This is a genomic window from Zoogloea sp. (assembly GCF_023150065.1).
Lineage (GTDB): Bacteria > Pseudomonadota > Gammaproteobacteria > Burkholderiales > Rhodocyclaceae > Zoogloea.
This window is the reverse complement of record NZ_JAKLLN010000005.1, coordinates 235,537-256,258: the sequence shown is the minus strand read 5'-3', so window position 1 is coordinate 256,258 and position 20,722 is coordinate 235,537. Positions and strand designations below refer to the sequence as shown.

26 protein-coding genes and 1 pseudogene are annotated in these 20,722 nt (G+C 66.9%); 8 read left to right on the top strand and 19 right to left on the bottom strand.

What is annotated here, in order from left to right; genetic code table 11:
• Positions 1-156 precede the first annotated feature (156 nt).
• Entirely contained in the window at positions 157-504 is a 348-nt protein-coding gene (locus L6Q67_RS09020; RefSeq protein ID WP_191985717.1) for a hypothetical protein, read from the top strand.
• Here L6Q67_RS09020 and merA read toward each other — a convergent pair.
• Genes merA through merT form a run of 4 tightly spaced genes read right to left on the bottom strand, consistent with a single transcriptional unit; the run spans position 464 to position 3,256 of the window.
• On the bottom strand, positions 464-2,149 hold the full coding sequence (gene merA, locus L6Q67_RS09015; RefSeq protein ID WP_134240543.1) for a mercury(II) reductase: 1,686 nt from the start codon (positions 2,147-2,149) through the stop codon (positions 464-466). The genes L6Q67_RS09020 and merA overlap by 41 nt on opposite strands.
• Positions 2,150-2,176: 27 nt before the next feature.
• Positions 2,177-2,599 carry an organomercurial transporter MerC gene (merC, locus tag L6Q67_RS09010; RefSeq protein ID WP_134240542.1) on the bottom strand — a complete coding sequence of 141 codons (423 nt, stop codon included), beginning with the start codon at positions 2,597-2,599 and terminating at the stop codon, positions 2,177-2,179.
• 15 nt (positions 2,600-2,614) lie between these two features.
• Complete coding sequence (merP, locus tag L6Q67_RS09005; RefSeq protein WP_134240541.1) at positions 2,615-2,893, bottom strand: mercury resistance system periplasmic binding protein MerP; 279 nt, start codon at positions 2,891-2,893, stop codon at positions 2,615-2,617.
• A 12-nt stretch (positions 2,894-2,905) separates the two neighbouring features.
• Entirely contained in the window at positions 2,906-3,256 is a 351-nt protein-coding gene (merT, locus tag L6Q67_RS09000; RefSeq protein WP_134240540.1) for a mercuric ion transporter MerT, read from the bottom strand.
• Positions 3,257-3,328: 72 nt separating this feature from the next.
• Between merT and merR the strand changes: the two genes are divergently transcribed.
• On the top strand, positions 3,329-3,736 hold the full coding sequence (gene merR / locus L6Q67_RS08995) for an Hg(II)-responsive transcriptional regulator (protein ID WP_134240539.1): 408 nt from the start codon (positions 3,329-3,331) through the stop codon (positions 3,734-3,736).
• 133 nt (positions 3,737-3,869) lie between these two features.
• On the opposite strand, the gene L6Q67_RS08990 is transcribed toward merR, so the two are convergent.
• The 3 genes from L6Q67_RS08990 to L6Q67_RS08980 all read right to left on the bottom strand — a co-directional run bounded on the left by L6Q67_RS08990 (position 3,870) and on the right by L6Q67_RS08980 (position 5,490).
• On the bottom strand, positions 3,870-4,586 hold the full coding sequence (locus L6Q67_RS08990) for an ABC transporter substrate-binding protein (RefSeq protein WP_296568240.1): 717 nt from the start codon (positions 4,584-4,586) through the stop codon (positions 3,870-3,872).
• Positions 4,587-4,835: 249 nt separating this feature from the next.
• The gene (locus tag L6Q67_RS08985; RefSeq protein WP_003141051.1) at positions 4,836-5,228 is read right to left on the bottom strand and encodes a hypothetical protein; all 393 of its coding nucleotides are present in this window, start codon (positions 5,226-5,228) and stop codon (positions 4,836-4,838) included.
• A gap of 25 nt (positions 5,229-5,253) precedes the next feature.
• The gene (locus L6Q67_RS08980) at positions 5,254-5,490 is read right to left on the bottom strand and encodes a hypothetical protein (RefSeq protein WP_296568238.1); all 237 of its coding nucleotides are present in this window, start codon (positions 5,488-5,490) and stop codon (positions 5,254-5,256) included.
• A gap of 349 nt (positions 5,491-5,839) precedes the next feature.
• Between L6Q67_RS08980 and L6Q67_RS08975 the strand changes: the two genes are divergently transcribed.
• The 6 genes and pseudogenes from L6Q67_RS08975 (at position 5,840) to arsN2 (ending at position 9,083) form a co-directional block, all read left to right on the top strand.
• A complete protein-coding gene (locus tag L6Q67_RS08975) occupies positions 5,840-6,169 on the top strand; it encodes a helix-turn-helix domain-containing protein (protein ID WP_011829939.1) in 330 nt (109 codons plus the stop codon).
• 11 nt (positions 6,170-6,180) lie between these two features.
• Entirely contained in the window at positions 6,181-6,645 is a 465-nt protein-coding gene (locus tag L6Q67_RS08970; RefSeq protein WP_011829938.1) for an ArsI/CadI family heavy metal resistance metalloenzyme, read from the top strand.
• A gap of 12 nt (positions 6,646-6,657) precedes the next feature.
• A complete protein-coding gene (locus tag L6Q67_RS08965; RefSeq protein WP_296568235.1) occupies positions 6,658-7,155 on the top strand; it encodes an arsenate reductase ArsC in 498 nt (165 codons plus the stop codon).
• Positions 7,156-7,164: 9 nt separating this feature from the next.
• Positions 7,165-8,256 carry an ACR3 family arsenite efflux transporter gene (arsB, locus tag L6Q67_RS08960; protein WP_011829936.1) on the top strand — a complete coding sequence of 364 codons (1,092 nt, stop codon included), beginning with the start codon at positions 7,165-7,167 and terminating at the stop codon, positions 8,254-8,256.
• Positions 8,253-8,603: pseudogene (gene arsC, locus L6Q67_RS08955) on the top strand (arsenate reductase (glutaredoxin)); the annotation flags it as partial. The gene arsB and the pseudogene arsC, both read left to right, overlap by 4 nt.
• Positions 8,583-9,083, top strand: a complete 501-nt coding sequence (arsN2, locus tag L6Q67_RS08950; RefSeq protein WP_296568271.1) for an arsenic resistance N-acetyltransferase ArsN2 — start codon at positions 8,583-8,585, stop codon at positions 9,081-9,083. The pseudogene arsC and the gene arsN2, both read left to right, overlap by 21 nt.
• A gap of 518 nt (positions 9,084-9,601) precedes the next feature.
• Here the strand turns inward: arsN2 and L6Q67_RS08945 are convergent.
• The 12 genes from L6Q67_RS08945 to L6Q67_RS08890 all read right to left on the bottom strand — a co-directional run bounded on the left by L6Q67_RS08945 (position 9,602) and on the right by L6Q67_RS08890 (position 20,458).
• Positions 9,602-11,617: a DNA topoisomerase III gene (locus L6Q67_RS08945; protein ID WP_296568230.1), complete on the bottom strand. Its 2,016-nt coding sequence runs from the start codon at positions 11,615-11,617 to the stop codon at positions 9,602-9,604.
• Between the two features lie 294 nt (positions 11,618-11,911).
• The gene (locus L6Q67_RS08940) at positions 11,912-12,295 is read right to left on the bottom strand and encodes a single-stranded DNA-binding protein (RefSeq protein WP_032959943.1); all 384 of its coding nucleotides are present in this window, start codon (positions 12,293-12,295) and stop codon (positions 11,912-11,914) included.
• Complete coding sequence (locus L6Q67_RS08935) at positions 12,292-12,840, bottom strand: DUF3158 family protein (RefSeq protein WP_096219552.1); 549 nt, start codon at positions 12,838-12,840, stop codon at positions 12,292-12,294. The genes L6Q67_RS08940 and L6Q67_RS08935 overlap by 4 nt, the downstream gene beginning before the upstream one ends.
• Complete coding sequence (locus L6Q67_RS08930) at positions 12,837-13,625, bottom strand: PFL_4669 family integrating conjugative element protein (protein WP_296568224.1); 789 nt, start codon at positions 13,623-13,625, stop codon at positions 12,837-12,839. The genes L6Q67_RS08935 and L6Q67_RS08930 overlap by 4 nt, the downstream gene beginning before the upstream one ends.
• 188 nt (positions 13,626-13,813) lie before the next feature.
• Positions 13,814-14,566: an OST-HTH/LOTUS domain-containing protein gene (locus tag L6Q67_RS08925; RefSeq protein WP_166737323.1), complete on the bottom strand. Its 753-nt coding sequence runs from the start codon at positions 14,564-14,566 to the stop codon at positions 13,814-13,816.
• Between the two features lie 238 nt (positions 14,567-14,804).
• Entirely contained in the window at positions 14,805-15,998 is a 1,194-nt protein-coding gene (locus tag L6Q67_RS08920) for an STY4528 family pathogenicity island replication protein (protein ID WP_134240532.1), read from the bottom strand.
• Between the two features lie 3 nt (positions 15,999-16,001).
• Positions 16,002-16,562 (bottom strand): DUF2857 domain-containing protein, encoded by a 561-nt coding sequence (locus L6Q67_RS08915; RefSeq protein WP_134240531.1) that lies wholly within the window; start codon positions 16,560-16,562, stop codon positions 16,002-16,004.
• A gap of 19 nt (positions 16,563-16,581) precedes the next feature.
• Positions 16,582-18,240: a ParB family protein gene (locus tag L6Q67_RS08910; protein WP_296568217.1), complete on the bottom strand. Its 1,659-nt coding sequence runs from the start codon at positions 18,238-18,240 to the stop codon at positions 16,582-16,584.
• Positions 18,233-18,469 carry a type II toxin-antitoxin system HicA family toxin gene (locus L6Q67_RS08905; protein ID WP_013982111.1) on the bottom strand — a complete coding sequence of 79 codons (237 nt, stop codon included), beginning with the start codon at positions 18,467-18,469 and terminating at the stop codon, positions 18,233-18,235. Before L6Q67_RS08905 ends, L6Q67_RS08910 begins: the two co-directional genes overlap by 8 nt.
• Positions 18,453-19,319: a ParA family protein gene (locus L6Q67_RS08900; RefSeq protein WP_034050658.1), complete on the bottom strand. Its 867-nt coding sequence runs from the start codon at positions 19,317-19,319 to the stop codon at positions 18,453-18,455. Before L6Q67_RS08900 ends, L6Q67_RS08905 begins: the two co-directional genes overlap by 17 nt.
• A 40-nt stretch (positions 19,320-19,359) precedes the next feature.
• The gene (locus L6Q67_RS08895) at positions 19,360-19,578 is read right to left on the bottom strand and encodes an AlpA family transcriptional regulator (protein ID WP_134240529.1); all 219 of its coding nucleotides are present in this window, start codon (positions 19,576-19,578) and stop codon (positions 19,360-19,362) included.
• 118 nt (positions 19,579-19,696) lie between these two features.
• Entirely contained in the window at positions 19,697-20,458 is a 762-nt protein-coding gene (locus tag L6Q67_RS08890; protein WP_166737322.1) for an ATP-binding protein, read from the bottom strand.
• Between the last annotated feature and the right edge of the window lie 264 nt (positions 20,459-20,722).

Sequence of the window (20,722 nt, the reverse complement as noted above, 5' to 3'; positions counted from 1 at the left end):
AACAAAGGCGCCGAGCTGGCCGCCCTGGCGGACAAGGCCAGCCAACGCACCGCGTGCTGATGGTGGTCCTCGCCATCAACGCGGTGATGTTTCTGGTCGAGTTCAGCGCCGGCCTCGTTTCCCACTCCCTCCGCTCTCATGGGGGATTCGGTCGACATGCTCGGCGACGCGCTGGTCTACGGATTGAGCCTCTTTGCCTTGCACCGCGGTGCGAAGTGGGAAGCCGGCGCGGCACTCGCAAAGGGCGTAATCATCCTGGGCTTCTTCGGCGTGATCGTGGCCGAGATCGTTCAGAAGCTCCTGCATGGCGTAACGCCGTCCAGCACCCTGATGCTGACCTTCGGCAGCATTGCCCTGATCGCCAATCTGACCTGCCTAGCGTTGCTGCGGCGGTTCCGCTCGCTCACCGGCCACGCCGGCGAGCCTGGAAATGGTGTAACCGTCCATCGCTTCCTCCTTTCCGTTACCCGGCGCAGCAGGACAACGCCTTCACGTCCTTCTTGAAGGTCTGCGCCGCGAGCTTGAGCCCCTCGACCATCGTTAGGTAAGGGAACAACTGGTCGGCAAGTTCTTCCACCGTCATGCGGGCACGGATCGCCAGCGCGGCCGCCTGGATCAGTTCGCCCGCCTCTGGCGTGACCGCCTGCACGCCGATCAAGCGACGTGAGCCTTCTTCGATCACCAGCTTGATGAAGCCGCGCGTGTCAAAGTTGGCGAGGGCACGCGGCACGTTGTCGAGCGTGAGCGTGCGGCTGTCGGTCTCGATTCCTTTGAGGTGGGCCTCGGCTTCGGACAGCCCGACGGTGGCGACCTGCGGGTCGGTGAAGACCACGGCCGGCATTGCGGTGAGATCAAGCGCCGCCTCGCCGCCGGTCATGTTGACGGCCGCGCGCGTGCCGCCGGCCGCCGCGACGTAAACGAACTGCGGCTGGTCGGTGCAGTCGCCGGCAGCATAGATGTCCGGCGCGCTCGTGCGTAGGCCGTCATCGACGACGATGGCGCCTTGCGGGTTCACCGTCACGCCGGCGGCTTCGAGATTCAGGCTGCGCGTGTTCGGGCTGCGGCCGGTGGCGATCAGCAACTTGTCGGCACGCAGCTCACCTTGGGCGGTCGTGAGCACGAATTCACCGTCCTGATAAGCCACCTGACTCGCCTGGGTATGCTCCAGCACGGCTATCCCTTCGGCGCGGAAGGCATCGGTCACAGCCGCGCCGATGGCCGGGTCCTCGCGGAAGAACAGCGTGCTGCGCGCCAGGACCGTGACCTGGCTGCCCAGCCGGGCGAAGGCTTGCGCCAGTTCAACGGCCACCACCGACGAGCCGATCACCGCCAGCCGCACAGGGATCGTGTCGCTCGCCAGCGCCTCGGTCGAGGTCCAGTACGGCGTGTCCTTCAGGCCGGGGATCGGCGGGATCGCCGGACTTGCGCCGGTCGCGATCAGGCAGCGGTCGAAACTCACTTCGCGCGTGCCGCCGTCTGCGGTCGCCACGGTCAGCGTGCGCGCGTCCTTGAACCGGGCCTCGCCCGCCAGCCGCGTGATGACTGGATTGCTGTCCAGAATGCTTTCGTACTTGGCGTGGCGCAGTTCCTCGACGCGCGCTTGCTGCTGGGCAAGCAGCCGCTCGCGAAGGATGGCCGGCGTTGCCGCTGCGATGCCGTCGTCGAACGGGCTCGCCGTGCGCAGATGGGCGATGTGGGCGGCACGGATCATGATCTTGGACGGGATGCAGCCGACATTCACGCAGGTGCCGCCGATGGTGCCGCGCTCGATCAGCGTGACGCGCGCACCCTGTTCGACGGCCTTGAGCGCAGCGGCCATCGCCGCCCCGCCGCTGCCGATGACGGCGATGTGCAGCTTGCCGTTGCCGTGACCGGCTTGGCTTCCGCCACCAACCCATTCGCGCACGCGGTCGAGCAGCCCGCCGCGCGGCGGCGCGCTTGGTGCGTCAGCCAGCGCGGCCCGATATCCGAGCCCGACGACGGCGGCGAGTAGAGCGTTGGTCGAAGTCTCTGCGGTCATGGCCAGGGTCGCATTGCCCTTGGCGTAAGACACCTCGGCCGAACGCACGCCGGGCACCCGCTCCAGCGCTTCCTTGACATGGGCCGCGCACGATTCGCAGGTCATGCCGGTGATTCTCAGTTGTGTCATGGTCTCATTCCTCTTGTCGTGACCGCTTCATCCGTGTTTCGGGGGGAGTGCGCACTCTTCCGACCCGCAGCGGCGGTTGGCCGGTGACACCAGATCCCAGATCGACACACCGACCATCAAGGCGATTCCCGTGTAGACCAGGGGCCGCATCCACGCGGTGGCAAGCAGCCAGACCGTGCCGACGATGACGATGGCTGGGCCGACCATGCCGAGCAGACTGCGGTGCCATTGCCGGTGGCGCAGCCAACCCAGCGCGTTCGCCACCAGCGCCAGGGCGGCGAACAGCGGCAGCAGCCGGGAAATGAACAGGCCTTCGTACTGCTGGAGGAAGCCCAGCCCGATGGCTGCACCCAGACTGGCGAGCGCGGGAAAGCAGGCCGCGCAGCCCATCGCGGAAACGACGGTACCCAATGCCCCGGCCTTGTCGGCGATACGCGCAATCGGTGTCATGGCGTCACTCCATGTTCAGCGCTTGATGCTGGACGGATAGCCGGCGTTGGTGGTGGCCTCGGTCAGCTTCTGGACGGTGGTCTTGGCGTCGTCGAAGGTCACGACCGCTTCACGCTTGTCGAAACTCACGTCGACCTGGTTGACGCCCTCGACCTTGGAGAGCGCCTTCTTCACCGTGATCGGGCAGGCCGCGCAGGTCATGCCGGGCACGGACAGCGTGACGGTCTGGACGGCGGCCCAGGCGGGTGTGGCAAGGGTGGCGGCCAGGGCCACGAGTGCGGCAAGTTTCTTCATGATGATCTCCTGTCAGTAGAACAGCGGAAGGACGTAGGGAAAGGCGAGCGCGACCACCACCAGGGCAGCCACGATCCAGAAAATGAGCTTGTAGGTCGTGCGAACCTGCGGAATCGCGCAGACCTCGCCCGGCTTGCAGGCGTTGGCCGGCCGGAAGATGCGGCGCCAGGCGAAGAACAGCGCGACGAGCGCTGCACCGATGAAGACCGGCCGGTACGGTTCCAACACGGTGAGGTTGCCGATCCAGGCGCCGGAAAAGCCGAGCGCGGCCAGCACCAGCGGGCCGAGGCAGCAGGTCGAGGCAAGGATGGCGGCGAGGCCGCCGGCGGCCAAGGCACCGCGCCCGGATTGCGGTTCCGACATGAGGTTTCTCCTTTCGAGGTTTCGCTTGATGCTGTAACGTTACTTCCGTAGTTAACTACGGAGTCAAGCGCGATGAACACCGAACCGGATAGCCTGACCATCGGCGCCTTCGCCAAGGCGGCCGGGGTCAATGTCGAGACAATCCGCTTCTATCAGCTCAAGGGGCTACTGGCGACACCGGACCGGCCCTACGGCAGCATCCGCCGCTACAGCGGCGCTGATGTGGCGCGGGTGAGGTTCGTGAAGGCCGCCCAGCGTCTGGGCTTCAACCTGGACGAGATCGGGCAGCTCCTGAGGCTGGAGGATGGCACCCATTGCAGCGAGGCAGCGGAACTGGCGTCGCAGCGGCTGGACGACGTGCAAGCCAAGCTGGCCGACCTGACCCGGATCGAGGCAGCCTTGTCCAAGTTGGTCGGTGAATGCCACGCGCATCAAGGCAATGTGTCCTGTCCGCTGATCGCCGCCTTGCATTGCCGATAGTTCACGGATTGGCCTGGGCATCAGACGTCATGGATTTCGGGCATTGCGGGCAATCGTTTTCTGAACACGGCAGCCGCCACCGCCTTCCGTGAAAAGGAAGAGCCCCGACATGGGGGCTCGAATGGGTTGCGGGTTACTCGTCGTCGTAGAGCGTCAGCCCGTCCAGCACGGGCGCGTCGGCATCGAAGATCAGCAGGCGCACGTCGGCGAGCGCGGCCAGGTGGAGCACCTCGACGAGGGACTCCGGCATGCCTTTCCGGCGATGCGCCCGCCGCAACCGCTCGGCGGTGATGCCTTCGACCCGTTGCAGGTTCTCGTCCGTCCAGGGCGTGGCGATCAGCTTCACGCCGACCGCGGGGCTGTAGGGAATGCGGAAGGCAACGAACAGGAAACGGGTCGGCGTGTCGATGTCGGCCAGGTTGGCCAGATAGCGGCCGGCCTCCTCGGTGATATGCGCCGAACTGATTTCCCAAGCACGGCTGTAGAAGCCGGTCTCGAAGCGCAGGCGGCGTACCACCTCGCGCGCGGCTTCCTCGGAGTAGGTATCCCCGACGTGCAGCGGCTGGCCGGCTTCTTCGGCCATGACGGCGTAGACGAGGTTTCGGGCGATACCGTGGCTGGGGCACTGCGCGTCCAGCTCGGGCGGCACGTTCTGGCCCTCGGTGATCAGCGCGAAGTCGTCGCAGAAGACGCAGGCATGGCGCTCGACCTGGCTGTCCGGCAGGTGCGACTGCGAGACGTGCAGCGGCAGATAGCTCAGGGGGCAGTCGTCGTCGTAGGAAATCGCCAGCAGCCGCTGCACGGACAGGCCATCGTAGCCGCGGACGAAGGGGTTTTTGGAATGAGACATGGGATTCCTCCAGCAGAGGATGGCCGAGGCAATCCCCTGCCGGGGATTGAACCCCAGCGAGTGGATGAAGTGGCAACCGGTCAGCCGGCGGCGGCGTCGGGCCGCCCTGGTGGCGGGCGGTGCAGGTCAGTGGAAGATGGTGATTCGGGACATGGCCGCTCCTGCGAAAGGAAGGAGGGACATGGCCCCGAACGGGGACGCATGTCCCTCGTGGGGTGGGATGAAAGGACGGTGGTTGCCAGGCGCGGCTCACCAGCCGTTGTAGTGCAGCGTGAGGTCAGCGATGACCTGGCGCCGTTCCAGATCGAGGCCGCCGAAGTCGGACAGCCCCTCGAAGCCGCAACGCTTGAGCATCGCGCCGCCCTCGCGGGAGTTGTAGAAGCTCACCATCGCGGACAGGAACATGCGTTGACCGCTGCTCAGCACGCCCAGGGCGTCGTTGAGCATCAGCATGTTGGGCCGCAGGTCCCACTTGGTGGTGGCACGCTGCAGACCTTCGCGTGTGCCGTCGCCGAACCACTCGTGGCCGGCGATCTGCGCGCCGCGCTTCCAGGCCTCGAAGAAGGCCTGCGGTGCAGCGTCGAAGTGCGCCTGTTCCAGCGCCATCTGATCGAGCACGTCTTCGGGCAAAGACAGATTCATGAGAGAACTCCTTGAAGGGTGGGAATCAGGGGTGAGCGCGCTGTGTCCAGGCACGGGTATCCAGGGCGCGCTGTGCTGCGAGGTGGGTCGGGAAATACTCGACGGACTCCCGCGATACCGGGCCTTCGTCGTCTTGTGTGCCGATGTAGTGGCCGGCCGCGCTGCGCAGCACCTGTAGCGGCAAACGCTTGCCGGTCCAGGTCAGCGCCAGCGCACCACTGCGCACTGCGGTTGCAGAGGAAGATGCGGAAGGTACAGACATGCCGTGCTCCTTGGTGGGTCGGGGAGCACGCATCCCGCAGGGGATGGAGTTCCCCTCGGGTGGTTGAGAAAAGTGCATCGTCGCCAGGCCGGCGAGCGTCCGCGGTGGGCGATGCGAAGCGGACTGGATCGGTCAACGCGGCGAACCGCGTTGCAGTCTTGAAGACCGGGACTGCCAGGGCATGCCGCTGACGACTGTCAGCAACGCATGAGGGTGAGCTTCGGACTATCAGATAGCCGCGTCACGCAGCAATCGGGCGCAGTGGCGTCCCCGATTGGGGTCGGGCGCGCCCGGTCCTCTATTGCGATGTGCTTGCACAATTATTCAATAGATGTTGTATTATTGAACTATGAACGAGACCCAAGCCGTTTCCGCCCTGAGCGCCCTGGCCCACACCCAGCGCCTTCGCGTGTTCCGCGCCCTGGTCGTCGCCGGCCCCGAAGGGCTCACGCCCAGCGTCCTGGCCGACCAGCTCGACGTGGCCCGCAACACCCTGTCCTTCCACTTGAAGGAGCTGGCCCACGCCGGCCTCGTCACCATCGAGCAACAGGGCCGCAACCTGATCTACCGCGCCGACTTCGCCCACATGAACGGGCTGCTTGGCTACCTGACCGAGCACTGCTGCCAAGGTGGCGTGTGCGAGGCCAATGAATCCACCCGTGCCTGCGCCTCCTGCTGAAAGGAACCTCCATGAAACGCTTCCACGTCCACCTGCACGTCGATGACCTGAATCGCAGCATCGGCTTCTATTCCCAACTGTTCGCCGCGCAGCCGGCTCGCATCGAGGCCGACTACGCGAAGTGGATGCTCGAAGACCCGCCGGTCAACTTCGCCATCTCCACGCGCGGCAGCAAGCCGGGCATCGACCACCTGGGCATCCAGACCGATGACGCCGACGAACTCACCGCCCTGAAGGCCCGCGCGCAGGCTGCCGACATGGCGCTGCTCGACGAAGGCACCACGACCTGCTGCTATGCACGCAGTGAGAAGCACTGGGTCACCGACCCGCAGGGCGTGGCCTGGGAGCATTTCCACACGCTGGGCAACATCCCCGTGTTCAACGAAGCGCCGCAGCCCGCGCCGAGCACAGCTCCAGCTTGCTGCGCGCCGAGTGACAGTCGCGCCGCCGCGAAACGGGCTGCTTCTTGCTGCTGACGCGAGGCATCGATGACGACTGAAACCACCTACAACGCGCTGTTCATCTGCACCGGAAATTCGGCGCGTTCCATCCTGGCCGAAGGCATCCTCAACGAACTGGGCCTGGGACGGTTTCGCGCCTACTCGGCGGGGAGCCACCCCAAGGGCGAAGTCCACCCGCTGGCGCTCGCCACGCTGGAGCGCCTGCGCCTGCCAACGACCGGCTACCGCAGCAAGAGCTGGGACGAATTCGTGGCGCCCGGTGCGCCGGTGTTCGATTTCATCTTCACCGTCTGCGACAACGCCGCTGGCGAGGTGTGTCCCGTATGGCCGGGCAAGCCGGTGTCGGCCCATTGGGGCGTGCCCGATCCGGCCGCCGTCGAAGGCAGCGAGGAACAGCAGCGCAAGGCGTTCATGGACGCCGCGTTGACGCTCAAGCGTCGCATCGAGCTGTTCCTGTCGCTGCCGGTCCAACGGCTCGATGCCATGTCGCTGCAGCATGAGCTGCGCGCCATCGGCAAGCAGTGAGGTAGCACGATGACCGTACAGACAGAAGCCGTCGCCGCCACGCCATCGTTCTCGATGAGCATCTTCGAGCGCTACCTGACGGTGTGGGTGCTGCTGTGCATCGTCGCCGGCATCGCCCTGGGCCAGCTCGCGCCTGGCGCGTTCCAGGCCGTCGGCCGCATGGAAGTGGCCCAGGTCAACCTGCCGGTCGGCCTGCTCATATGGGTCATGGTGATCCCGATGCTGCTCAAGGTGGATTTCGGCGCGCTCGGCCAGGTTCGCCAGCACTGGCGTGGCATCGGCGTGACGCTGTTCGTCAACTGGGCGGTCAAGCCGTTCTCGATGGCACTGCTGGCCTGGCTGTTCATCCGCCACGTCTTCGCCGACTGGCTGCCGGCCGACCAGCTCGACAGCTACGTCGCCGGCCTGATCCTGCTGGCCGCCGCACCGTGCACAGCGATGGTGTTCGTGTGGAGCCGACTGACCGGCGGCGACCCGGTATTCACTCTGTCGCAGGTGGCGCTGAACGACACCATCATGGTGTTCGCCTTCGCGCCCATCGTCGGGCTGCTGCTGGGCCTGTCGGCGATCACCGTGCCGTGGGACACGCTGCTGACCTCAGTGGTGCTCTACATCATCATCCCCGTCGTCCTCGCGCAGGTGTGGCGCCGCTCGCTGCTGCGTCGTGGACAGGCCGCGTTCGACCGCGCGCTGGAGCGCCTCGGCCCGCTCTCAATCGCAGCGCTGCTGCTGACGCTGGTGTTGCTATTCGCCTTCCAGGGCCAGGCCATCCTGCGACAGCCGCTGGTGATCGCCATGCTCGCCGTGCCCATTCTGATCCAGGTGTTCTTCAATTCCGGCCTCGCCTACTGGCTCAACCGCAGGGTCGGCGAGAAGCACAACATCGCGTGTCCCTCGGCGTTGATCGGTGCCAGCAACTTTTTCGAGCTGGCAGTGGCAGCGGCCATCAGCCTGTTCGGCTTCCATTCCGGCGCGGCCCTCGCCACCGTGGTCGGCGTGCTGATCGAAGTGCCGGTGATGCTGCTGGTGGTGCGCGTGGTCAACCGTTCCCGCGCCTGGTACGAACAGGCCCCGCGCAACGCAGCGAGGCATCCGGCATGAGTACCGTCACGATCTACCACAACCCGGACTGCGGCACGTCGCGCAACACGCTGGCGCTGATCCGCGCCAGCGGCATCGAGCCCACGGTCATCGAGTACCTGAAGACGCCGCCCGACCGCGAGACCTTGAAGGCGCTGATCGCGCGGATGGGCATGGGCGTGCGGGATGTGTTGCGCATCAAGGGCACGCCCTACAAGGAACTGGGCCTGGATGCCGCGCATTGGAGCGACGACCAGTTGATCGATCAGATGCTGGCGTACCCGATCCTCATCAATCGGCCCATCGTGGTGTCGCGCTCGGGCGTGCGCCTGTGCCGCCCCTCGGACATGGTGATCGACCTGCTGCCCCAACGACCAGCGGGCGAGAACCGCAAGGAGGATGGCACGCCGCTGCTGGTGGATACGCCGATCGCCGGCAGCGACCCGGACCTCGCCCTGGCTTTGCAAGAGGCCGTGCTTCCCACGGACGACCTGGCCGAACCAGGGCGCAGCTTCTTCGCCTATGCCACGGTGTCCGGCGAGCGCGTGGGCTACGGCGGCTTCGAGCGCCTGGGCCGAGACGTGCTCGTGCGCTCCCTGGTGGTGCTGCCACACGCACGCCATCGCGGCATCGGCGGCGGAATGTTCGCACTGCTGCTGCGCCGTGCCTTCGACGAGGGCGGGCGCGACGCCTGGTTGCTGACCACGACGGCTGCGCCGTTCTTCGAGCGCGCGGGCTTCAAGCCAATCGAGCGCAGCGCCGCACCGGCGACCATCCTTGCCACACGGCAGGCCGCAAGCCTTTGTCCTTCGAGCGCCGTGCTGCTTGGACGTCGAATGTCACTGTGATGTGCCCTCGCAAGGACATCCCGGGACACAGAGGTGCATCAGTGAAATGACAAATCGCCGAAGGCCACGCGGGCCTTCGGCTGGAGAGGAAGGAAAACCACCTGTGGGCTGCGTCAGCGCAGGCCGTCGTCAAAGCCGTTCGCTGCGTCAGCAATCGCACCCGGCCCGTTTCGTGGCTGGGGCCGGAAACCTCTGGCGTGCATCCACACACAAAGGGAGCCCGATGTTTCGCCGGCGGGCACCGGCACGGAATACCCTCGGCCCAAGGGGCCTCCTCACGGCTCGCGCGGCGGCAAGGCGTCAGGAAGCCCCTCGTGACCGAGGCAAGGCACACCGATCAAGGGAATGGCGGCGGGAGCGATTCGTGGAGCAATGACCTTCTCGCCCCGTCGCCCGATGGCGGGCAGACGGGGCGCGCACACCGTTGCAGAAGGAGACGCGCGCTTTGGAGTCCCGCGCGGTGCGGGACGTTTGCCTCGCCGCCAGTGAAGGGCCGGCGCGGCAGGGGGAAGCGAGGATCAGGACGCCCTGGAGGCAGCGCGCCGCTTGCGCGGTGCGCTGCGCCGGCCCGTCGGGGACTCGATCGGCAACGTGCCCTTGCAGTCCGGGTAGCGCGAGCAGGACCAGAACGCGCCGCTCTTGCCCGTGCGCTGCTGCATCGGTGCGCCGCACTGCGGGCAGGCCGGCGCCGGCGGCAGCTTGAGCGAGAGCGTCGCGCCGCGGTACTGCTGCACGAGCTGGCCGACCCACACGGACTGCTTCTCGATGAAGGTGTCCAGCGCCATCTGGCCGGCCTCGATCATGTCCAGCGCCTGCTCCCACACCGCCGTGGTGCCGGGGTCGGCGATGGCCGAGGGCACCGCGTCGATGAGCGTGAATGCCGCGTCGGAAGCGCGGACGGCGCGGCCTTTCTTGACCAGGTAGCCGCGACCGATCAGGCCGTTGATGATGTTGGCGCGTGTCGCCTCGGTGCCGATGCCGGTGGTATCTCGCAGCTTCTGTTTCAGCCGCGGGTCGGTCACGAACTTGGCGACGGTCTTCATGGCCTTGATCAGCTCGCCCTGCGTGTAGGGCTTGGGCGGCAGCGTCTTCAGCGCCTTGAGATCCACCTTGCTGACCGGGCAGGACAGGCCCGCATGCAGGGCGGGCAGCACCTGGCTGCGCTGCGCATCCTCTCCATCGGCATCGTCTGGCCCCGGCGTCGCCAGCACCTCGCGCCAGCCGCTGACGGCGATCTGCTTGCCCACGGCCGCCAGCGACTGACTGCCGCACGAGAACTGCGCCACCGTCCGGTCGAACTCATGGTGTGGGAGGAACTGCGCGAGGTAATGGGCGCGGATCAGCCGATAGACGGCCAGCTCCTTCTCGTTCATGGCCGACAGGTTGGCGGGCTCCAGCGTCGGGATGATGCCGTGGTGAGCCGACACCTTGCCGTCGTTCCACGCACGCGAACGCTGTTGGCGATTCAGGCGCTCGATCAGCGTCCGCAGGCTGGGGTCGGTCTTGACCAGACTGTTGAGTACGGTCGGCACCTCGGCCAGCATGCTCTCGGGCAGGTAGCCCGAATCCGAGCGCGGATACGTTGTCGCCTTGTACGTCTCGTACAGCGCCTGGGCAATGTCCAGCGTCTCCTGCACGTCGAGGCCCAACTGCTTGGAGCACACCTCCTGCAGCGTGCCCAGGTCGAACGGCAGCGGCGGTGCCTCGCGCACGCGCTCGGTGTCCACCGACACGACCTGCGCATCGCGTGCCGCGCGAATGCGATCCGCGGCCTGCTGGGCGACCGGCTGTTGCAAGCAACGGCCCGCATCGTCGGTGCTGCCTTGCGGCGGCGTCCAACTTGCGACGAAGGATTGGCCGGCATGGGACAGCGCAACCTCGATCGCCCAGAACGGCACCGAGACGAAACGTGCGATCTCGCGATCACGATCCACCACCAACTTCAGCGTCGGCGTCTGCACGCGCCCCACAGACAGCACGCCGGCATAGCCGGCTTGGCGCCCCAGCAGTGTGAACAAGCGACTCAGGTTCATCCCGATCAGCCAGTCGGCGCGCGATCGGGCGAGTGCCGAGAAATACAGCGGCAGCGTCTCGGCGGACGGCTTGAGCGCACCCAGCGCTTTGCGGATCGACGCATCATTGAGCGCCGACAGCCACAGGCGCTGAATCGGCCCGCGGTAGCCGCATAGGTCGATGATCTCGCGGGCGATCATCTCGCCCTCGCGGTCGGCGTCGGTCGCAATCACCAACTCGCCCGCCTTGGCGACGAGCTGCTGCACGACCTTGAACTGCGCCGCGGTCGCCGCCTTGGGCTCGACACGCCAGCGCTCGGGAAGAATGGGCAGTTGTTCGATGGCCCAGCGCTTGTACTGCTCGCCGTAGCCTTCGGGCGGAACCGCCTCGACCAGATGACCGATGCACCAGGTCACGACGACACCCGCGCCGCTGTAGCAGCCGTTGCCGCGTTGGCCGGCGCCCAGCACACGGGCGATGTCCTTGCCCTGGGACGGCTTCTCGCACAGGAACACGCGCATGAAGCCTCCTTGGAGATGTGCGGTTCGTCGGATGAGCGCCAGCTTGGCAGGGCCAGGAGATGCCGGCAGCAAGGAAGCCGATTGATGCAGACGCCGCTTTGTGATCGGCAGGCGGTCCGTTGCCGCAGCGGTGCGCATAGACCGTAGGAGCTGGCACAGCAAGAGCGTCGTTACGGGAGGGCGGCTGGAACTCTTTGGATGACCTTGGAGCTATCCCCTGGGGATAGCTCGCTGGTGCATCGCGGGCGTATGACGGTTGCTACAGCCGCCCTCGGGGGAACGGCGATGGGCGAATTACTGTCCGCCGGCCGGCTTGGCGCTGAGCGCCACCGACTCGATGCGGTACGGCAGGATGCCCACGCGCCGCGCCTCGACCTTGAACGTCACGCGCTCGTTCTCGTCGGCGTCCTCCCATTCGTCGCGCACGGTGCGGCCCTCGACCAGCACCCGCATGCCTTTCTGGTACAGCGTCTTCCAGTGCTCGGCGTCGCGGTGCCACAGCTCCACGGGCGCCCAGAATCCGCCGCGATCTTCGTACTCGCCGTCCTTCTTCGGGATCGGGTTGTCGAAGTAGACGTTCAGGCGAAGCAGCCGGCGCGGCTCGTCGTTGCCGTTCGGAAATTCGCGGTAGTCCGGCGAAGAACCGATGTTGCCCTCGCCGACGAAGTGCGTGCTCATGGTGACTCCTTGGTGGTGGGTGGAACGGACGCGGCATGCCCGTGGACGCGCCGCAGGTAAGCCGCTTCGGCCTGCGCGGCCTTGTTGGCGCATTCCAGCGCTTGGCGAGCGATGCTGTGGGTCAGGCTGATCTGCATGTTCAGCACGATGCGCTGCAGTTCCATCGCGTACAGTTCGTCGATCAGCGAGGCCGGCGTCGCGGGGTTGGCCAGCAGGGCCTCCCACAACGCCACGCCCATGGAGGAACGGTCGAGGTTGCGCCAGCGCAGGAAGGTCGTCCCTGCACCAGTGGCCTGCTGGGCCAGTTGCACGTCGAGCAGACTGAATGGGTAGGTGCGCGCCTGGGGCAGCACGCGCCGCTGCGCCAGGCCAATCACGTCGTCGCGCAGCGCTGCGCACAGGCTGGCCCAGGTCTCCAGACTCCCCTTACCCTTAAAGGGCTGTAAAAGGCCTTTTAGGTAGCCTGCGTGTTCCAGCCGCTGGAAGTCCGCCTGTTCCAGCGCCACGAAGCGCGTGGAGTGGCTGATAGGGGGCGATGCTGTCATGCGCCAGCATCCTCATCACCCGCAGCACCATCGGCTGCGCCATCCGTGTGAGCCGTCGCATCGGGCTCGATGGCGGGCGCAGCAGGCGGCGTGCCGGGCTTGGTCGTCCGCCGCGCGATCGGTGGCGCGAAACGCGAGCGGCGCGTGCCTTCCAGCACGTCCTGCGGCAACTCGCCGAACTTCTCCAGCGCCGCCCGCGCCGCGGCGTTCTTCGCCGCGAAGTCGTCGCGCGTCGTGCCCGAGTAGCGGTACTGCTGGGCCAGCGAGAACAGGCTGCGCAGCGCGTGCGCGCCATCATTGAGCCAGCGCTCCAAGGTGCTGCGGTCAATCAGCGCCGTGTGGTGCGCCAGGATGAGTTTGCGTGCCAAGTCGTCGTAGTCGGCCAGCAGATACACCGCCATGAAACCGAGCTGGGCATTGACGAACAGCGGCAGCTTCACCGGCTGCACGTTCATGTTCTCGCCCAGCGACAGCGCCGGTGGCACGTCGGCCAAGGCCTGATCCACCTGTTCGCGCAGGGTCTGCAGACGGGTCTTGGTGTCGGCGAGCTTGTCCTCGATCCGCAACATCCACCAGTCCGAGTACGGGTCGTCCTGCTCGGCGCCGCGCTTCATCTTGTTCATGGCGCCGATGAAGCCGTTGAGACCGATGATGCCGGGGCGCCCCTCGGTCGGCGCGCGGCCGTGCCAGATGCGCGAAGCGTGGTGCGTGTGCAGCGTCAGAGACATCGCGCTGCGCAGCGATCCGAGATTCAGTTGCAGGGGTTCTGTGCGTTCGTTGGCCATGGGAGCGACTCGCGGTGAATTGGCGAGTCGCCAGCATCGGCATCGGCCGGAAGGCTGTCAGTCAACAAACCGCAGCCCATGCGCGCCCGGTTTGTTCCGCACGGAAGGCTGTGTGTGCCGGCTATCCCCTGGAGATAGCTCGGCGGAGTCGTTCGCGGCTCGCGCGGAGGTGAGACCGCGTTGCGGGGCTATGCCTCGCGAGGTCTGTACCAGGCGGCCCGTTGCCCCTCCACCTCACGGTAGCGAAGCTCGAACAGGCGGCACTCGTGCACCACCTGCCGCCAACTGCTGCAGCCGTACTTGGCTGGAAGCTGCTCGGGATGCCGGTCCGCGATCCAGCGGCCAGCGGCGGCAATGGGTGTCCAGCCCTCGACGGCCAACTGCGCGGCGGCCTCGCGCAGCGCGCGGACGATGCCGGCGGCCGGCCAGTCCACCGTGCCGTCCGGCGCGATGCCATTGACCACCAGGTCGTGGAACACATCCGACTGGACGAACTCCGCTGCCAGGCGCCGCGCCTGATCCATGTGCTCGGCCCAGCCGCGCAGCTGCTCGAAGTGTTGATCGATGCGCGTGTAGGCGGAACCGAGTTCGTCCTGTGCAACGCGGCACCCGTCCACGGTCCATAGATCGTGCTGATCGATGAAGTGGTGCACCAGGGTGTTGCGCAGCGATACCAGGTCTTTGAGGTCGGCCTGGGTGTTGGCGTAGTCCTGCGCAGACAGGCTCAGTTGCACGCGCGTGCGAAAGGAAATCACGTCGCCGGGAAGAGCGTCGTCGCGTTCCTCGCCGCCATTTCCATCGGTGACGACATACGAACCAAACAGTTGTCCGACCAACGTGCCCAGGGTCTTGGTCGCGGCATCTTCAATCCGCGCTGCGCGAATGGCCTCCAGCGAATGCGCCGGGCCTGAAATCTCGTGGTGGGCCACGATGGCTTTCATGAGGCGCTCGTATTGTTGAAGGCGCAACAGGCATCTGCCCAGCAAGCGCTGAACGTCTTGCTGTAGTGGTTGCAGTGCGTTTGTGGCGGGGGAAGTCGTCATGTCCATCGTCGGCCGGGCTCGTGCGTGGCTGTCCTCGTCTGATTCACAGGCGACAGTTTCGCCTGTCGTTCGGCGGGCGACAATCGAGCGCGGCGGAAAGATGTCTGTTCCAGCTATCCCCTGGGGATAGTCAACATCAGCGATCACGCAAGGCTTCTCGGAGCTGAGCCAGGTAGGCTCGTGCGACCTCGGGGTCAGCCGCACGGGATGCCGGCGGTGACGAGGGCGCAGGTGACGGGGGCGCTGGCGGTGCCGATGCACTTTCTCCGGCCCAGGCCTTGAACTCCCCGCGAATCGCCTTCTGGATGATGCCAAACAGGTAGCCGGCCGGGTTGCGTACCGCGCTGTTGTGGCAGCGTGCCGCCCACTCGTCGAGAACGGCCTGCCTCTGCGCCTCGTCCACCTGCTGCAGCGCCATCAGCGCGCCGGCCTGCTGCTCGTCCTTCAAGCGCAGGAAACGCTCGGGCAGCCGCAGGTTCTGCAAGGCCCTCGCGCGCGGTACTGTACGTACTTCATTTATACGATCCTTACGTACTGTACGGTCCTCCTTCGGAATCCGAAGAGAGCCGTCCGGCGCGGGTTTCGGCCCTGCTTCGGATTCCGAAGACAGGCGCGCAGCATTCCGAAGAAGGGCTTCCTGGCCTTCTTCGGATTCGTGGTCCGCACCCTCCTGTGGATAACCCGGCGTCGTCCAGCCATGCCGCGCCATGCGTTGCGCCAGCACTTGCAGACGGGTCGGCAGCGTGCGCCCGCTGAGCAGCGGGTCTTCGGCGATCTCCCGCAGCGTGTTCATGCCCACGACCTGCACCGCCTTCGCCGCGTGCGTGAGCGCCTGACTCACCAAGCCCAGGTAGTCCGGGTCGAGCTGCATCGCCTCGAAGGGCGACAGCGGTTCGTCGTGCAGCACGTAGAGGTTGCCTTGGATACGGCCGGTCCTGGGATCGCGCCGCCGCCGCACCAGGCTGAGCCAGCGCGTCAGCCGCAGCAGCGTCAAGGCGCGCGCCACGGTCTCGTGCGAGGCTTGCGACGCACAGGGCATGGACGCCAGATAGGGGCGGAGCTGGTCGTAGGTAGGAAAGGCGGTCACGCCGTCGTCGTTGAGCTGCAGGCGGAACACCTGCCAGGCATTGCGCTCCAGCGGCGTCAGGCGTCGGTCGAGGAACAGCGCGCGCGGGACGCTCTCGTGCCGGTTGCCGCTGTAGAGAAAGCCGTCCTGGCTCGGCGCCGCGCCCTGCGCCGGTTCCTTTGGCTCAAGGTGCCGCAGCGCCTCGTCGAACAACGCCGACAGCGCAACCGGGCCTTCGCGCCGTGGTGCGCCACCCGTGGTCATGGCCTACACCAGCCCCTGGTCGACCCAGTTCCGTATCGCCGACCAGATCACCGACATGGGCAGGGTCATGGCCTCGGCCAGATCCATGGTCAGCGCCAGCATCGCCATGTCGTCGGTCAGGGCGATATGGCGCTCGGTGACGCCGGCCTTCCAGCGCTCCCACAAGGCCACGTCCTGCGCCTCATCGAGCACCGGATGCCGGCCCTTGCGCTTGGGCAGCCCGAGGATGTCACGGCGCAGCGCCACTTCCTGATGCGTGAGGCCGTAGAACTTGCTGACCATCTCCGTGCTCGCCCCCAGGCGCAGCATGCGGTCCACCGTGGCGATCTCCCGCTCCACGTCGTGCACCTGGCTCAGGAGCCGCTTCAATACCTCCCGGTTCACCGACACCGAACACCACGACACCGTGGCATTCACCAGCATGCTCACGAGTTCGGGGTGCTTCAGCGCATCCAGCTCCTCCTCGCCGAAGCCCATGGCCTTGCAGCGGCGCAACTGGCCGTTGCGCAGGTCATGCAGGGCCTGGGCGATCACGGCCTGGTTGAGCGGGTGCGGTGCCGACATGCGAGAGCCTCCTGCGCGCTCAGGATGCCTGGCCCGCTTCGCCGGCCTGCAGGTCCTGCAGCCGGCGCGCCAGGCGCAGCAGACGGAACAGCTTCACCAGCGCAGCATCGCTCAGGCGTGTGGCAGAGCCGCCGTGGCCATGGAACAGCGCCGCCAGCTCGTCGGCCAGCCGCGCGCGGTCCAAGCCGTTCGCGGCGGGCGGCGCCGCACTCAGCGCATGCAGCAGGGTGAGCACCGCCCGCGCGAACGCCGGCAGCGCTTTCGCCTGGCCCACGGCCGGCGCCACGCAGACGAAGCCGATGCCGCCGTCGATGGCCTCGATGTGGTCGGCCACCGCCGCGTCCCCGGCGATCTCGCGCGCGAACTGCGCGATGTGCACGCGCAGGCGATCCGGCGCGTCCAGCCCCGGCTCGATGTACCAGACGTCCGAGATGGGATAGAGCCCGCCAGCCTGCACGGGGATCGCACGCAGCGCGTCGGCCTCGAAGTCGGGCAGCTTGTCGCCGAGCTGGTCCGCGACCATCCGTTGGATGGACAGCAGGCGCTCGGTGGTCGGTGCCGGTGTCACGATGTGCCCTTGCAGGCGCTCGTCGCGTTGACCGTGCTGCTCCTCCGGCGCTTTAAGCTGTGCAGGCGGTGTTGCTGCTGGCGCTGGAGGCACGACCGGCGTGGTGTCGCGCGGCACAGACGAGGCGGGTGGCTGCCGAGGCGCGGAGACCGGCGAGGGCGGTGCAGCAGGCAAGACAGGCGCTGCCGGGGGCATCGGCGCTGCCGGTTCGCTGGTCAGCGCACGCTGGCGGCTTTCGCTGTCGTTGATCTCCAGCGCCAGCGTGTCGTAGTCCGCCTCCAGCAGCTCGGCCATCTGACCGACCAGCTCGTCCTGCACCCGCTGCGGCGAGAAGTCGTCCGGCTGTGTGTCGAACTGCGTCAGCACGTCCTGAAACAAGGTGGCGAAGTCCACGGTCACGGTGCGGCCCAGTGCACGCCGCTCCCAGGTGCGCTCGCACGCCTTGCGCAGCACCGCGAGCCGGTCCACCTGATGCCGGCCCAAACCGCCGTACAACAGCGTCGGGATCGCCGGCAGCAGATAGCGCACCGCATCGTTCATGCGGCTGATGTGTGACTGCGGCACCGGATAGCCGTCGGCAGTCAGCCGCCGCGCGAGTTCGCTCTGCGACAGCGCCTGGCCGCTTTCCTGCTCGTAGAACTCGCGCGCCTTCTCGATGCCCAAGGCCCGCTCGATGAAGGTCAGCCCGCCGCGCAGCTCGTTCTCGGCCAGATGCCCGGTCAGCGCCACGATTTCGCCGCGCGCCGGCCACGGGCGGAACAGGCACGCAATGCGGAAGAAGCGTTCCTCCTTGGTCTCGCTCCACAACTCGCGCAGGATCGCCAGCCGCGTGTTGCCGCCGTTGCGAATGATGTAGTGCGCCTCGCCCGGCCTGCGCGTGATCGCGGGGGGCGCGTCCAGCCCGCGTTCGCGGATGGACGCCTTGATCTCCGCATAGGCCGGGTTGCGCGTCACGCGCGGGTCGTGGTCGTAGGGCCGCAACTGGTCCAGCGTCACCACCATCGGCGTGTCGGCGATGGGGTCGCTCAAGGTCGCGGCCGAAGGGCCGCTGCGCTCGAAGCCGGTGGCCAGCAGCTTGGCAGCCATGTCCTGCGGCGTCAGCTCAGCCACGGCCGTTCTCCTGCGCCTGCCGGTCGGCGCGGCGAAGTTGCGCGCGGGCATTGCGGTCGGCACGGTGGTCGCTCGCAGTCGAACTGGTGTAGATCGACGCGCAGCCTGGTTTCGTGAATTTCAGGTGCCCGCCGGACGTGCGCACCACGCGCCAGCCTTCGCCCAGCGCGAACTCGATCAGCGCGCGCAGCCGTTCACGGCCGCGCGCCAGTTCATGTGCGCTCGCCATGGCTGGCCCCTCCCGCATCGGCCCGGCCGGTGACCAGCGCGAAGCGCTCCCGCCACGCGGGGAACAGCTCGCCGGCCAGCGTGCGCATGGTGTCCAGCGCCGCGGGCGCCGTGCGCCCAGCCGGCCGCCGGTACTCCACCCGGTGCACCGGCAATCCTCGTGTCGCAGCGCGCGGATAGGCTTCGATGGCCGGCACGTCGGTGTCCAGCACCTGCACGCCGGCCTGTTCCTGGAACACCTGTCGCAGCGCCTGCTGGACCAGCCGCGCGTTCGACGACACCGGATGCACACGGTTGATGAGCAGGCGCAGCGGCGGCGGCTCGATGCCCAGGTGGCGATACGGCGCGATGTCCTCGATCAGTTGCAGTGTGCCGCGGCGCAGTTCGCGCGCGGCCAGAATCTCCGGCGTCACCGGTGACAGCGCCAGGTCGGACGCCAGCACCGCCATCTCCAGCAGCACGCTGCGCGCGCCCTGCGTGTCGATCAACAGCAAGTCATAGTGCGTGCGGAAGACGGGAAGCAGATGGCGCAGTCGCAGGCGCCCATCCGGAGCGTGCAGCAGCAGCGTGTTCAGTTCGCCGCGGTCGTCGTTGGAGAGCACTAGGTCCAGGCCCGCGATCGCGGTGCGCGACACCAGTTGCTCGATGCGCCGCTCGTTGAAGGCCAGCATCTCGTAGATGCCGCCGGGCGCGCGCACGTCCAGCGTGAAGTAGCTCGACAGCGTGGGCTGCACGTCCAGGTCCAGCAGCAGCACGCGTAGCCCGGCATCGGCGATGAAGCCACCCAGGTTGGCCGCCGTCGTGGTCTTGCCCACGCCGCCCTTGGTCGAAATGATGGACACCACCTGCATGGGCTTCTCCTCGTCGAATGGCATGAACCGAGAAGAAGCGTCAGGCGCGTTCATTGAGGCGATCGGCGATCCACTGTTCGATCTCCACCGAGTCCCAGCCCACCGCGCGCACGCCCAGGCGCAGCGCCTTGGGGAACTTGCCTTCCTTCATCAGGCTGTAGATGTGAGCGCGCTTGAAGCCGGTCTTGGCTTCCACCTCGGCGCGGCGCAGGATGCGGTGTTCGGTCGGTGCTGCCGTGGCGGCGGTCTGCGAAGACATGAGGGTCACTCCTTAACGCTCAGTGGCGCTGATTGGCGTGACTCGAATTAAGAACGGCGCGTTGAAGAAAGACACCGCAAATGCGGTTTCCGCGACCGCAGATATGGCTTGGCATCGCTCAGGAAGTTGTGCTCTGCAGATTGCGCCGAGCCAGTGCGAACTTGGCCTGCAGGGTGCGCTCGGTGATGCCCATCGCGTTGCCGTGGTGCGCCACCATCGCGCTGATGATGGCCTCCTGCGTCAGGAAGCTGGAATACGGCATGCCGCTGGGCGACTTGCCCAGCAGCAGCGTCAGCAACCCGCCCACGATGTTCAGGTAGGTCGATTCACTGCGCGGCCCCGGCGTGTTCGCACGCTCCGCGTCGGCCGCGCAGGCGGCGTGCATTTTTAGCAGCGCCTCGTGCTCGGCGCGCAGCGTCTCGTGCACGCCCAGGTGTTCCGCCAGCCGCGCCTTGATCGCTTCCCGCTCGGCCAGCAATGCGCCCACTGTGTCCAGACTGATCGCTGGGTGAAGCGCACGCTCGATCTCATCGAACAGAAACGCCGGTCTCTCGCCGGGGTAGTGGTGCGCCATCCAGGATTTCAGGTCGACGTGCCGCACCGTCAGCGACGGGTCGTCCATCGCCAGGCCCTGCGTGTCCCGCACCAAGCCCTCCTTGCCATACGGCATCTCGCCGTGAGCCAGCGCATCGAAGATTCTTTCGGCGTTCAATCGCAGCATCGGCCAGCGCGGAAACTCCGTTGCCTCCGGCAGAGGCCGCTGTCCCAAGGTCGCCAGGATGCGCCGCTCGAAGCGCAGCAATCCGCTCCAGCGGATTGCCGCCTCGATCGGGCGGTAGTAGGTCTTGGCGCCATCGGCCAGGCTGCTCGACTTCGGCATATCGCGCGCCTCCATTCGTCTTCGCACCGAGTCCAAGCACGCGCACCCGCCGTACAGGCGGCGTGCGTGGCTGTCCAGGAATCTCCGGGCGAAACGAGCAAGTGGCGAAGCGGCGAAGACCGTGGCATCGACGATGCCGCCGGTTTCGTTGCGAGATGTGCGACTTGCCGCGCATGGCGCCATCACTCACAATTCGCAAGCCGCGAAACATGCTGTCACCAGCGTCATTCGCGGGCACCATGCTTGACCCGGATAACCAGGCCA

Excerpts from the sequence above, each read along its gene's own strand:
- merP (WP_134240541.1), bottom strand. The coding sequence starts at position 2,893 with ATGAAGAAACTTGCCGCACTCGTGGCCCTGGCCGCCACCCTTGCCACA.
- L6Q67_RS08965 (WP_296568235.1), top strand. The coding sequence starts at position 6,658 with ATGACGACTGAAACCACCTACAACGCGCTGTTCATCTGCACCGGAAAT.
- merA (WP_134240543.1), bottom strand. The coding sequence starts at position 2,149 with ATGACACAACTGAGAATCACCGGCATGACCTGCGAATCGTGCGCGGCC.
- L6Q67_RS08970 (WP_011829938.1), top strand. The coding sequence starts at position 6,181 with ATGAAACGCTTCCACGTCCACCTGCACGTCGATGACCTGAATCGCAGC.
- L6Q67_RS09020 (WP_191985717.1), top strand. The coding sequence starts at position 157 with ATGCTCGGCGACGCGCTGGTCTACGGATTGAGCCTCTTTGCCTTGCAC.
- L6Q67_RS08990 (WP_296568240.1), bottom strand. The coding sequence starts at position 4,586 with ATGTCTCATTCCAAAAACCCCTTCGTCCGCGGCTACGATGGCCTGTCC.
- merT (WP_134240540.1), bottom strand. The coding sequence starts at position 3,256 with ATGTCGGAACCGCAATCCGGGCGCGGTGCCTTGGCCGCCGGCGGCCTC.
- merR (WP_134240539.1), top strand. The coding sequence starts at position 3,329 with ATGAACACCGAACCGGATAGCCTGACCATCGGCGCCTTCGCCAAGGCG.
- L6Q67_RS08900 (WP_034050658.1), bottom strand. The coding sequence starts at position 19,319 with ATGCAGGTGGTGTCCATCATTTCGACCAAGGGCGGCGTGGGCAAGACC.
- L6Q67_RS08920 (WP_134240532.1), bottom strand. The coding sequence starts at position 15,998 with ATGACCACGGGTGGCGCACCACGGCGCGAAGGCCCGGTTGCGCTGTCG.
- L6Q67_RS08985 (WP_003141051.1), bottom strand. The coding sequence starts at position 5,228 with ATGAATCTGTCTTTGCCCGAAGACGTGCTCGATCAGATGGCGCTGGAA.
- L6Q67_RS08930 (WP_296568224.1), bottom strand. The coding sequence starts at position 13,625 with ATGGCCAACGAACGCACAGAACCCCTGCAACTGAATCTCGGATCGCTG.
- arsN2 (WP_296568271.1), top strand. The coding sequence starts at position 8,583 with ATGGTGATCGACCTGCTGCCCCAACGACCAGCGGGCGAGAACCGCAAG.
- L6Q67_RS08890 (WP_166737322.1), bottom strand. The coding sequence starts at position 20,458 with ATGCCGAAGTCGAGCAGCCTGGCCGATGGCGCCAAGACCTACTACCGC.
- L6Q67_RS08940 (WP_032959943.1), bottom strand. The coding sequence starts at position 12,295 with ATGAGCACGCACTTCGTCGGCGAGGGCAACATCGGTTCTTCGCCGGAC.
- L6Q67_RS08975 (WP_011829939.1), top strand. The coding sequence starts at position 5,840 with ATGAACGAGACCCAAGCCGTTTCCGCCCTGAGCGCCCTGGCCCACACC.
- L6Q67_RS08980 (WP_296568238.1), bottom strand. The coding sequence starts at position 5,490 with ATGTCTGTACCTTCCGCATCTTCCTCTGCAACCGCAGTGCGCAGTGGT.
- L6Q67_RS08945 (WP_296568230.1), bottom strand. The coding sequence starts at position 11,617 with ATGCGCGTGTTCCTGTGCGAGAAGCCGTCCCAGGGCAAGGACATCGCC.
- L6Q67_RS08895 (WP_134240529.1), bottom strand. The coding sequence starts at position 19,578 with ATGTCTTCGCAGACCGCCGCCACGGCAGCACCGACCGAACACCGCATC.
- L6Q67_RS08935 (WP_096219552.1), bottom strand. The coding sequence starts at position 12,840 with ATGACAGCATCGCCCCCTATCAGCCACTCCACGCGCTTCGTGGCGCTG.
- L6Q67_RS08915 (WP_134240531.1), bottom strand. The coding sequence starts at position 16,562 with ATGTCGGCACCGCACCCGCTCAACCAGGCCGTGATCGCCCAGGCCCTG.
- merC (WP_134240542.1), bottom strand. The coding sequence starts at position 2,599 with ATGACACCGATTGCGCGTATCGCCGACAAGGCCGGGGCATTGGGTACC.
- L6Q67_RS08925 (WP_166737323.1), bottom strand. The coding sequence starts at position 14,566 with ATGAAAGCCATCGTGGCCCACCACGAGATTTCAGGCCCGGCGCATTCG.
- arsB (WP_011829936.1), top strand. The coding sequence starts at position 7,165 with ATGACCGTACAGACAGAAGCCGTCGCCGCCACGCCATCGTTCTCGATG.
- L6Q67_RS08905 (WP_013982111.1), bottom strand. The coding sequence starts at position 18,469 with ATGGCGAGCGCACATGAACTGGCGCGCGGCCGTGAACGGCTGCGCGCG.